The sequence below is a fragment of the Mesoflavibacter sp. CH_XMU1404-2 genome (assembly GCF_037029465.1).
Classification (GTDB): Bacteria; Bacteroidota; Bacteroidia; order Flavobacteriales; family Flavobacteriaceae; genus Mesoflavibacter.
The window spans coordinates 134,604-147,207 of the sequence record NZ_JAYMEM010000029.1 but is presented as its reverse complement, the minus strand read 5'-3'; the positions used below and the strand labels follow the sequence as shown (position 1 = coordinate 147,207).

The 12,604-nt window shown below is 32.0% G+C and carries 10 protein-coding genes; all 10 read left to right on the top strand.

The window, feature by feature from the left end:
- Positions 1-7: 7 nt before the first annotated feature.
- Positions 8-310: a helix-turn-helix domain-containing protein gene (locus WA327_RS13180; protein WP_042292012.1), complete on the top strand. Its 303-nt coding sequence runs from the start codon at positions 8-10 to the stop codon at positions 308-310.
- 2 nt (positions 311-312) lie between these two features.
- Positions 313-594 (top strand): helix-turn-helix domain-containing protein, encoded by a 282-nt coding sequence (locus WA327_RS13175; protein WP_336070474.1) that lies wholly within the window; start codon positions 313-315, stop codon positions 592-594.
- The gene (locus WA327_RS13170; RefSeq protein WP_286493011.1) at positions 587-2,872 is read left to right on the top strand and encodes a DUF3987 domain-containing protein; all 2,286 of its coding nucleotides are present in this window, start codon (positions 587-589) and stop codon (positions 2,870-2,872) included. The genes WA327_RS13175 and WA327_RS13170 overlap by 8 nt, the downstream gene beginning before the upstream one ends.
- A 104-nt stretch (positions 2,873-2,976) precedes the next feature.
- Entirely contained in the window at positions 2,977-3,270 is a 294-nt protein-coding gene (locus tag WA327_RS13165) for a helix-turn-helix transcriptional regulator (RefSeq protein ID WP_336070471.1), read from the top strand.
- 4 nt (positions 3,271-3,274) lie between these two features.
- Positions 3,275-4,291 (top strand): virulence RhuM family protein, encoded by a 1,017-nt coding sequence (locus WA327_RS13160; protein ID WP_336070469.1) that lies wholly within the window; start codon positions 3,275-3,277, stop codon positions 4,289-4,291.
- Between the two features lie 2 nt (positions 4,292-4,293).
- Complete coding sequence (locus WA327_RS13155; protein ID WP_336070468.1) at positions 4,294-6,615, top strand: N-6 DNA methylase; 2,322 nt, start codon at positions 4,294-4,296, stop codon at positions 6,613-6,615.
- A complete protein-coding gene (locus WA327_RS13150; RefSeq protein WP_336070467.1) occupies positions 6,615-8,003 on the top strand; it encodes a restriction endonuclease subunit S in 1,389 nt (462 codons plus the stop codon). Before WA327_RS13155 ends, WA327_RS13150 begins: the two co-directional genes overlap by 1 nt.
- Entirely contained in the window at positions 8,000-9,727 is a 1,728-nt protein-coding gene (locus tag WA327_RS13145) for an AAA family ATPase (RefSeq protein ID WP_336070465.1), read from the top strand. Before WA327_RS13150 ends, WA327_RS13145 begins: the two co-directional genes overlap by 4 nt.
- Positions 9,728-9,741: 14 nt before the next feature.
- Positions 9,742-11,769 (top strand): Piwi domain-containing protein, encoded by a 2,028-nt coding sequence (locus WA327_RS13140; RefSeq protein ID WP_336070463.1) that lies wholly within the window; start codon positions 9,742-9,744, stop codon positions 11,767-11,769.
- Positions 11,770-11,778: 9 nt separating this feature from the next.
- Positions 11,779-12,591, top strand: a complete 813-nt coding sequence (locus WA327_RS13135) for an AraC family transcriptional regulator (protein WP_286493031.1) — start codon at positions 11,779-11,781, stop codon at positions 12,589-12,591.
- Positions 12,592-12,604 lie beyond the last annotated feature (13 nt).

Genomic DNA, 12,604 nt, shown 5'->3' with positions numbered 1-12,604 from the left:
TAACAAAATGAGTAACGAAAATTTAATTTTAGAAAAGCTCAACAGACTTGAGCAAAAGATAGAGGAACAAAACCTCTTAAAGAAAGAAGTACTAAACTTCAATGATGCTTGTAGCTATTTAGATATAAGTGCTTCACATCTCTACAAACTTACCAGTCAGAAATCCGTTCCGCATTTCTGCCCACAGGGTAAAAAACTCTATTTCAATCGTACCGAGTTAGACGAATGGTTACAGCGTAACCGTCAATCTTCTACAGACGAAATCGAAAAAGCAGCAGCCAATTATCTAATTCAAAACAAACGCAGTTAGATATGGGCTTTTATCATCCTTTAGACGAAAAGTTAGAGCAGATAGACGATAGACTATCAGAACTAACGCTTATGCTTAAAGACAAGCAAAGAAGCAATCCTGACCAAGTGTTTTTCGACACCCAAGAGTTTCTACAGATAATGAATGTAAGTAAGCGTACCGCTCAATATTGGCGAGATAGCGGACTCATAGGCTATTGCCAAATTGGGTACAAAATCTATTACCGCTTATCAGACATACTCCAATTGTTAGATAAAAATTTTAAAGCACCTATCAATGGATAATAATCACATAAATACTTCTAAAATGGCATCATCAACTATATATAAACATTTCAATCAACCCATAGAAAATAAAGCCTTACTACTAATAGTAAAGGACGTTATTGAGGGCAAATACAAAGAACCTATAGAAGCTATCCGTATGGCTATTGGAATGGGTAAACCAGAACGAGCAGACCAATTCAAAAAAGAATTAGTAGCCTTTACACCTTCAGCAACTTTTGAAGGCGGTCGTAAAAAGGAATACTTTAAAATGTACAGCGGATTTGTACACTTAGATTTTGATAAGTTAGAACCAGACGAGCTTCAAGAAGCAAAACAGAAAATACAATCCATTCCTTACACTTTTGCTTGTTTCACAAGCCCAAGTGGTAATGGCCTAAAAGTTTTTATTGAAGTAGATTCTACTATGGAGAAGCATAAAACCGCTTATGCACAAGTGCAAGCGTTTTATGAAAAAGAAGTGGGTATTGAAGCAGACCCAAAATGTAAAGACATTACAAGGTTGTGTTTTGTGTCTTATGATCCTAACGGATATAAGAATATACAAAACGAAAAGTTCAAGGTAAAAACCGAAAGGGTTTTAGAACCAATCAAACCAACAGCACCCAATACAGTAGTAACCCAAAATCTAAATTCTAATGAAAACAATAATAGTTCAGAAATCTTTACCGAGTGTATCACATTCACCGAAAACAAAGAAAGCTATGCAGAAGGCAACCGAAACAATTTCATATATCAATTGGCTTGTAATTGCAACAGGAGAGGAATCGTGTATGATGATACTTTGCATCTTATTCTAAATACTTACGACCTAAACCAAGAAGAAATAAAAGCATCTGTAAAATCGGCTTATGATAACAACGTTATGCAATTTGCGAGCTATCCAAGTCATAAGAATACAATACAACCAACTGAGATAGTAAACAATGAAGACTACCTAAAAAATACACCCACTTTTGACGAACAATTATTTGATAATCTACCAGAGATTTTAAGAAAAGGAACAATGGCATTTACAGACCCAAGAGAACGTGACGTGTTCTTTACTGGTGCATTGTCTATTCTTAGCGGTTGTTTACCTAATGTATCGGGCGTTTATGCTCAACAGACGGTATTTCCTAATCTGTTTTCGTTTATCATAGCTCCAGCAGCAAGCGGAAAAGGTGCTTTAAAATTTGCCAAAATATTAGCAGACCCATATCAAGAAAGTGTATTAGAACAAAGCAATCAAGATAAGTCCATTTATGAAGCTGAATTAGCCCAATACAAGGTAGAACAACGTAACCGAAAGAAAGACGACACAGAAACTCCAGAAGAGCCTGTAAAACCACCTTTTAAAGTCGTATTCATCCCTGCAAATACATCTTATGCAGCAATTTTACAACACATACAACAAAATGAGGGTAAAGGAATTATTTGCGAAACAGAAGCTGATAGTATGGGAGCGGTTTTTAAACAAGATTGGGGCGGATATTCTGATATGCTCAGAAAAGCGTTTCATTCTGAAACCATTTCTGTTTCAAGAAAAACAGATAATGAATATGTAATTATCAAAGAGCCTAAAATATCTGTGGCGTTATCAGGTACGCCTGGTCAAGTTGCCAATATCATTGCATCCGCAGAAGATGGTTTATTCAGTCGCTTTTTATTCTATACATTTAAAGTAGAGCAACTTTGGAAAGATGTATCGCCTTTCGGCAATACCTTAAATTTAAACGACCATTTTGAAGCCTTATCGCAGAATGTATTAGAAATGATAAACTTCTTAGAAGCGAATCCAACGCAAATACACTTATCCAAAGAACAATGGCAAACGGTTAATTATACAGGGCAACAATGGTTAACAGAAGTAACCACCTTTACAGCAGAAGAAGCTGGAAGCGTAGTAAAACGATTAGGCTTAATTCTGTATCGTATTTGTATGATATTATCCACGCTTCGCAAGTTTGATAATGGCGATTGTACCGAAAATGTTACGTGTACAGATGAAGATTTTGAAATGGCGTTATTGATTGCAAATGTCTATCTACAACACAGTTTGTTAATGTATAACAACCTACCAAAGAAAGAAGAAACAGGCGTTTTTAAAGGTGCTAATAATAAAAAGCAATTTTTTGAAGCCTTACCGCAAAACTTCAAACGTGAAGAAGCCATCATCATAGGAAAGAAATACCAACTTAAAGACCGTTCTATTGATAATTTGCTCAAAACCTTATTAGGTTCACATCTCTCGCAACCCAGTTACGGACACTATCAAAAAACTACAGATAAACTGTAGTTTGCAATCTTTGCACTTTTTTCAATTCTTCTTGTGGTTTTTGTTCTTGTTTATTTTTTATTTGTCTATATTTGACAAATGCAATTAACACAAATAAGCAAAGGATGAACAAGTTTGGAGACTTAATACGGTCTAAAAGAGAAGAACAAGAAATGCTACTCAGGCACTTATCCGCAGAGTTAGACATTGATACCGCAATGCTTAGTAAAATAGAAAGAGGAGAAAAAACCGCTAAACGAGAACACATAGAGCCTTTAGCAAAACTTTTTAAACTTGACTATAACGACCTGTTTTCACTTTGGTTAGCAGACCAAGTATTTCAGTTGGTAGAGAATGAAGAACAGGCATTGCAAGCCTTAAATATTGCAGAAGAAGAACTCGTAAAACTTAAAAAATAATCAAGTGAGCGAATTAGTACCCAACAACAATAACTTTATTCTATACACCGCCCCAAGTGGTGATGTAAAAGTTCAGGCTATTTTGAATGACGAAACCATTTGGTTAACTCAAAAAGCTATGGCAGAACTTTTTTCGGTAGGTGTTCCCGCTATAAGTAAGCATTTAAGCAACATTTTTGAAAGTGGAGAATTAGAAGAAAAATCAGTTATTTCCATTTTGGAAACAACTGCATCTGATGGTAAAAATTACAAAACCAAATATTACAATCTAGATGCCATTATTTCTGTGGGTTACAGGGTAAATTCCACCAAAGCTACCCAGTTTCGTATTTGGGCTACCAAAACTCTAAAAGAATATATCATTAAGGGATTTGTAATGGATGATGACCGTTTAAAACAAGGTACATCGGCTTTTGGTAAAGATTATTTTAAAGAATTATTAGACAGAGTACGTTCTATTCGTACCAGTGAGCGTAGAATATACCAACAAATTACAGATATTTTTGCTGAATGTAGTATAGACTACGACCCAAAATCAGACATTACCAAAAATTTTTATGCTACCGTACAAAACAAATTTCACTTTGCTATTACAGGCAAAACAGCAGCAGAAATTATCTACCTAAAGGCAAATAGTAAAACCGATAATATGGGCTTGACCACTTGGAAAAATGCTCCAGAAGGTAGAATTTTAAAACAAGACACCAAAGTAGCCAAGAACTATCTACAAGAAAAAGAAATTAAACAATTAGAGCGTACAGTATCAGGTTATTTCGATTACATAGAAAACCTTATAGAACGTAGAAATACCTTTACTATGGAGGCTTTGGCAGACAGCGTAAACAAGTTTTTAAGTTTCAACGAATACAAAGTATTAGAAGGCTTAGGCAAGGTGTCTCATCAACAAGCCGTCAATAAAGCAGCAAAAGAGTACGATAGCTTTAACAAAACACAAAAAATAAATTCCGACTTTGATAAACACATCAAAGCATTGGAACAAAAAAATAAAAAATCTAAATAACTATGTCATTAGAACTACAAATAAACGGTAACAAAATATTTGCTCCCCTATTAGGGAAAGAGTTGATAATGACTCCTGAAGAACACGTAAGACAAAAATACATTTGTAGATTAGTAAATCATTATGAATACACTTTAGAGCAAATGGCACAAGAAGTAAAACTAACAGGCTCTAAAAGAGGAACAGGAAGAGCAAGTGCAGATATTGTAATATGGAGAAGCAAAGAGGATAAACTCAAAAAACTGAATCCAATTATTGTGGTAGAATGTAAAGCCGATTACATTACCATAAAATCAGAAGATTACTATCAAGGTCAAAACTATGCTCGCTTTGCGAATGCTCCGTTTTTTGTAACTACAAACGAAAAAGAAACCAAGGTTTTTAAAGTCAATTTAGCTGTTACACCAAAAACATTAAGTGATGAAATTTTAGATATTCCAAACGCTAAAGAAGCCAATAGTAATGATAAAATTCAGAAGTTATTAGAGCAAACCAAAGCATTTGAAAGAGACGAGTTTTCTAAACTACTGTTTCAATGTCATAATGTAATTCGTAATAACGACAAACTATCTCCAGAAGCAGCATTTGATGAAATAAGTAAAATTCTGTTTATGAAAATCAGGTACGAACGCAATCCTGATGAAGATAATATTTTCACATTAAAGCAATTTGAAAAACAAGAATCTAATTACGAGAAAAATATTCGTCCTGTTAATGTAAAACGTAATGGTCCAAAAGACGACATCCCTTATATGGATTATTGGTTTGAATTAACTAAAGATGAATTTGAAGAAGATGAACTTTTTGATGTCAATGATAAAATAAGAATCAAACAAGGTTCATTTAAAGAGATAGTAAAGAAACTACAGAAATATAACCTTTCTACAACCTCTGATGATGTAAAAGGTATTGCATTTGAACAGTTCTTAGGCGGAACGTTTAGAGGAGAATTAGGGCAGTTTTTTACACCAAGAACAGTCGTAGATTTTATAGTAGAAGTTTTAGACCCTCAAGAAGATGAAGTAATGTGCGACCCTTGTTGTGGTTCTGGTGGTTTCTTAATCAAGGCTTTTGAATATGTAAGAGAAAAGATTGAAAACGATATTAAATTAGAAAAAGACAAGGTTAATAAAACCTTTGACGAGATAAAAACAACAGACCAAGATGAAGAGAAGCTAAATGATATTTCTAATGAAATCATTCACAAATTAGGCTTTGAAACACAAATCAGAAAACGTGAAGAACAAGAAAAAGCCAAAGAAGCTGGCAAGTACATATCTCGTTTAGAAAAATTATCATCCGCTTGTATCTTTGGTACAGATGCCAATCCTCGAATGGCTCGTACTGCCAAAATGAATATGATAATGCACGGAGACGGTCACGGAGGTGTGCATCACAGAGATGGTTTATTAAACATCAACGGAATATTTGAAAACCGTTTTGACGTCATTTTAACCAATCCGCCTTTCGGAGCAAGAGTAGAAAAATCTTTATTAATTACTAAAGCAGACCAATTAAAAGATGAAAAGCGTATCGCAAAATACAAGCAAATGTATGGAGAAGAAACATACGCTAAAGCTATGCTTCAAGTAGATAATAACATAGATAAACCATTACTAAACACCTTGCATATTGGTAAAAATGGTATGAGTGGTTTAACAGAAGTATTATTTATAGAAAGATGTATCCGCTTATTAAAACCAGGCGGAAGGACAGGTATTGTATTGCCTGAAGGGGTTTTGAATACACAAAACTTAGCAAAGGTTAGAGAATACTTTGAGAGTACAGCAAAAATCATCTTAATTACCTCTATTCCGCAAGATGTATTTATGAAAAGTGGAGCTACTGTAAAATCCAGTTTAGTATTCTTAAAGAAGTTTACCAATGAAGAAGCTAAGCAATGGAAAGACTACACCGCTCAAGCTACTAAAACGGTTAAAGCAAAATACAAAGACGAGTTAGAAGAAATTAAAACCAAATTAGCTCTAAGAGGCAAAGATGCTTTAGATGCAGCTACTAAAAAAGAATTACGCCAACAGAAAAAGAAAATTGAAGCTCAAATTCAAGAAGAAATAAAAGCAATTGTAAGAGATAAATTTGATTATGAAATTCCTATTGCAACAGTAGAAAAAGCTGGGATTAGTAGTACTGGGGGTAGTTCAGATAACGAATTAACATTAATTCAAAATGAGTATACTCCATATCGTGTAAAAAAAGAATTATGGAAAGAACTCAAACCAAAGTTTGAGTACAAATGGAGCAGTAAAACAGGCAAAGTAGAACGTATTAAAAATAATACCGAAAACCAATTAATAGAATGGTAATGGAATCTACTCTGCAAAATATCAATTTTATTAAGTTTTCGGAACTTTATAATTGGAGTGTTAGTCATTTATTAGGTCAAGACTTTGAATACAACAAAAAATTCCCATTGGTTAAAATTGGTAAGTTCCTTACCAAAAACAATAATGTTGTTAACCTTGACAATGATACCATTTACAAAAGAGTGACAGTAAGTGGAAATAATGGAGGCGTAAGGCTAAGAAATACAGAAATAGGTAAAAATATTGGAACAAAAAGACAATTCATTGTAAAATCAGGGCAGTTTATATTATCAAAAATAGATGCTCGTAATGGAGCAATGGGCTTAATTCCAGAAGATTTGGAAGGTGCCATTGTTACTAATGATTTTCCAACGTATAATGTAGACACTACAGCTATTTTACCTCAGTTTTTATTACTTATCACAACAACTAAAAAGTTTATTGAGTTTGCTCAAACCTGTAGTAGTGGTACTACTAACAGACAAAGAATAGACCTTAAAAAATTCTTAGATGTTCAAATTCCATTACCGCCATTAAATGATGCTGATGCTATAAGACAAGGTTTAGAAACAGACATTACGCAAGAAAAATTAATAGAAGAGTACAATCAGAAATTAAAGACAGCTGAATTAGCTAAAAAAGAAGCAGTAAACAAAGAAATTGAAATAGAGAATTACCTCTATAAACAACTTGGTATTATAAGAAATGTAGCTATTGAAGAAAAATCAGGTTTAACTTTTGTAAAATTTAAAGATTTAAACGATAGGTGGGATATTTATAAACCATCAATATTGAATGACGCTAAATATGAATTAATACCATTTAAAAATTTAATATTAAAAATTAGTACTGGCACGACACCGCCTTCTGCAAGAAAGGATTATTTTAATGGTTCTGTCAATTTTTATACTCCAACAGATATTGGAAAGGAGATTTACTTATATAATTCTACGAGAACATTAACCCAAAAAGCTATTGATGATAAAAAAGCAAGAGTTTTTTACAAGAATACATTACTGTTTGTTGGTATTGGAACTATAGGGAAAGTTGGTATTGTAAAAAATGAAATAGCCACATCAAACCAACAGATTACAGGGATTGTTGTAGATGAACAAAAAGTGAATCTTGAATTTTTATTTTTTTATATAAATATTTTCAGGTCAGAAATTACAAAGGAACAAACTAAAACTACGATTCCAATATTAAATCAAAAGGGTATTGAGCAAATAAAAATCCCTTTACCTCCATTAAACATACAAAAGTCTATTGCAAAGCAATTAATCTCAATGAGTAAAGCTATGGAAGACCAATACAATTTATCAGAAGATATGAATTTCAAAGCCATTTTAGATTTTGAAAATATAATTTTTAATTCTGACAACATATGAAATTACAAGAATTAAATATTCAAGGGTATAAAAACTTAAAAGATGCTGCAAAAGTATCATTTGACTTTACTAATTGCACTAACTATACAGCTTTAATAGGTTTAAATGGTTCTGGCAAGAGTAATATTTTAGAAGCGGTCAGCTTAATTTTCTCAAGTTTGTATCACAATACTGCAACTGATTTTAGTTATGCTATATCCTACACGTTTGAAGATAGTTTAGTAACTGTAAATAATGGTGTGATGTCTGTTCAGCAAAACGGTTCAGAAGAAGTCACGGCAGTTGCTAAATCAGCTCATAATAAATATTTACCTACCAATGTAATTGCTTCTTATAGTGGGGAAGAATTAAGGATGTGGGAGAATATTTATATAGAAAGCTATTCTGATTTTTTTAAGGATATTAAAAAACAAACTTCGTTTGTTCCTAAACTTCTTTATATCAATAAATTTTCTTGGGAGTTTGCTTTAATTGCTCTATTGAGTTCTGATGCCCCAATTATAAAATCTTTTATAAAGGATATTTTAAAGATTGGAGAAAATGTAGAAGTACAATTTACCATAGAAGAAAAAAACTATGGATTGTATGAAGATAATGAGGCTCTGTCTTTAATTAAGAGGTTAGTTAGTTTGCAAAAAGAATCTGCAAATAATTATATCCCTATTCAAACCATTTCAACTTTAGAACTCGGTCAACAGAATAATAAAGATTTAACACAAAAACTGTTCTATTATCTTTTCATTACTGGTATGCCTGTAAAAGGCGAAAAAATAAAAGCAGATAAAATTATCAGAAAAACTGATATAAAGTTTAATAATATTGATGTTAAAAAATTAAGTGAGGGAGAAAAAAAACTAATACTTATCTACACTATTACACACCTACTTGCAGATAATAAAACACTTATTTTATTAGATGAACCAGATGCACATATCCACATTGAACGTAAAAAAGATATTATTGATATAATCGATAAAGAAGATTGTTTTACGCTATTCACAACACACTCACCAAAGATTCTAAACTGCATTGACGAAAACAATATTAAACTAATCAAAAACACTAAGGAAACAGGTGTAGAAGTATTGAAGTTAGATAGAATTAATGCGTTAAGCGAAATCACAAACGGAGAGTTTTCAATTATTGATGCAACATTAGCATTAAGTACATCTAAAGATATTTTATTGGTTGAGGGTACAAATGATTATAACTACATAATGCAAGCTATTGAAAAATTAAGTCCTGATTATGATGCTTATGATTTTCATATTATCAATTGTGGTGGTGCAGACAATGTTCCTGCGGTTGTTGAGCAGTCTTTATTATCAATTTTAAAAGACTCTCAATTATGCTTATGTACTTTTGACTATGACGGTCAAGGCAGAAGAAATTATGACAAAATAGTAGAGATAGCAACAAGAGAAGGTAAAACCAACTTAAAAGCTATGTATCATACAAAATTGGATGGAACACCTCATATAAATAATGAGGATTTTTATATGGAAGACTATTTCCCTGTTGATGCTTATAAAACTGATATAATCAATACCATTAATGGAAAAACCTCATTTAAGCAACTTGAAGAATATCAAAAACCTAAAAGTATTATTCAAAAAAAATATGAAACTTTTGATAGTTCTAAATACGAGAATTTCAGAGTAATATTAGATGAAACCTTAAAGATTAAAAGAGAATTTCATAATCCACCAGTACCAACAGCTTAAACAAAAAATAGCTTATGAATAACCTTACTATAAATATCATTCCATTCAAACACCCTTCTATTCAGAAGGAGTTTGGATTTTATACCGAGAAAAAAGAAGGTTATTTCCCTATACACAGAACCGAGCTTCCCAATGAGTTATGGGATAATCAAAAAGAAGAAGTTGTAAAACATAAATTCTACTATACCAATTTTGAAGATACAGAAGATTGCATACTCAAAACAAAAGTAGATTTATACAGCAGTACCAAGTTTGCAAAGCACCTTTATACTCGTTTGGTCTATCAATATTTCATTGCTATTGCAGATGCAATACAATTCAATTATGTGGGCGATATAGAAGTATGGTTATTAGATGCTAAAGCATCAACAACCAAATACAACAGCTATAACAAATACACCCTAAAAATTGAATTTTCAGGTTTAACAAAAAGTCCTGCATTGCTTTTATCTTATGATAGCACTTCTAAAGTTGCTACCAAAAGTATTGATGAAATCAATATTCCTACGGAATATTTCAAAACAGTAGTTTACAACAAAGAAATACAGCGTTTTAAATACCTTACAGAAGATGCAAAACAGCATTTAGACCAAGTATATCCATTACTCAATATACCGCTTAAAAACCATTTAGAAATACCGCATACTGTACCAAGAAAAGGCAATAGGTACAAGCCTTACTTTAATCACATAACCACTTTTTACAACAACTATCTAAATACAGATGAATTTAGAGCCATACTACCATTAGATGAAAATGGCTTTTTCGATATTCCAGAAGATGAAGTATTACAAACACATTATCACTCAAACAATTTAAGGTTTTATGATGGTGTAGGTATAGACCCAAAAGCAGGAATGAAAAAGCCTGGTCCCTATAAAGCAAGTCCACACGATAATGTAAGGTTCTTTTTTATCTACCATAAGCCTGATAGAAAAGATTATGTAATTCCCTTGTACAATTATTTTGAAAAAGGTTATAAATCTTACTTTCCACCACTTAAAAAACATATTCGTCAACCATTTTATATGGATAACGATACCAGTTTAGCATTTGATAGTCCTGATACTGCAATAAAAGAAATCAAACATCATCTAATCAATTTAGAGAAACAACCAAATACAAGATATGTTGCGGTTTATGTAAGCCCAATACATAAAGAGGATGAAGATAACAAACACTTATATTATCAAGTAAAAGAAGAGCTTTTAAAGCACGAAATAACCTCACAAGTAATTTACAAAGAGAGTATCAATAATGCCTATTTTGGTGCATTCTTAGAGAATATCACACCTGCATTGTTAGCTAAAATAGACGGTATTCCTTGGCGTTTAGATAGAGAACTGAAACAAGAGTTAATTGTGGGTGTAGGTGCTTTTAAATCAATGGAAACCAATACTCGTTTTGTAGGTAGTGCATTCTGTTTTAATAACAAAGGAGAGTTTAAAGGATTTGATTGTTTTAGAGATAATGAATTTGACTTAATAGCTGGAGCAATAGGAAAACAGATTTTAAAATTTGTTGTGGATAATGATAACAAAGCAGAAAGGCTAATCATTCACTACTATAAGCCAATAAGCAAAGACGAAATAGACCCAATTCAAAAAACTTTAGGTAGATTAAAATTAGATATTCCAATAGTTATAGTAACTATCAATAAAACAGAATCAAGCGACTATGTAGCGTTTGATACCAATGATGATGCCTTAATGCCTTTAAGTGGTACAATCATAGAAATTGCACATCTAAAATATTTGTTATTCAACAATGCCAAATACAGTAGTAACGGTTTTGCAAAAGACCATCCGTTCCCTGTAAAACTAAGTCTATATTGTACAGAACAAGACTATTTTGAGGATATAGCAATTGTAAAAGAGTTGATAGACCAAGTATATCAATTCAGCAGAATGTATTGGAAATCTGTAAAACAACAAAACTTACCAGTAACCATAAAATACCCAGAAATGGTAGCTCAAATATTCCCTCATTTTGAAGGAGATAAACTACCTGACTTCGGTAAAAATAACCTTTGGTTTTTGTAGTAAATAAAGATGGATATTCAAATACAAAATAAGGCTAAAGATGTTTCCCTTTTTAAAATTGCAAAATTTAAGAAGCATATTAGAAAAACATCACCCCACAAACATAACAGTTATTTCGAAATCATTTTTTTAACCAAAGGATCTGGTTCACATACAATTGACACAATAGAATACAAAATTCAACCACCTGTAGTATTCAATATACGTAAAGAACAGGTTCATTTTTGGGACATCAAAACAGAACCTGAAGGGTTTGTTTTAATTATTAAAAAAAACTTTATTGAAAACTGTATAGATAAAGATATTAAAAAGCTAATTTCAGAACTGAGTGCCTTAACTTGTCTATTTCCTAATAATACCACAGTAATTGATATGTCAAATATATTATTAAAGGAATATGAAGGTGCAAAAATTAAAAACCATCAAGTTATAGAAGGATTGTTAAAAGCTCTGTTAGCAAAGTTTCTTGAATCGAAAATTGTAAGTAGTCCTAAAATAAAATGTAGCTCAATCTATCAAGAACTTATTTTGCTTTTAAGTAAAGAAAATGAACTTACAAACAAGGTAAGTCATTATGCAAAATTACTAAATACCACTCCACAAAACTTAAATGCTATATGCAGAAAAGAATCAGGTCAATCTTCTGCTGAGGTAATTTCCAATTATATTATTAACGAAGCTAAACGCCTTTTGCTTTATACTGACTTAACGGTTAGTGAAATTGCAGGCAAACTTGACTTTAAAGATAATTCTCATTTCACTAAATACTTTAAACGAAACGTAGGTGATACCCCAATTGCTTTTCGTAAAGCAAATGATTAAGTACCATACATTT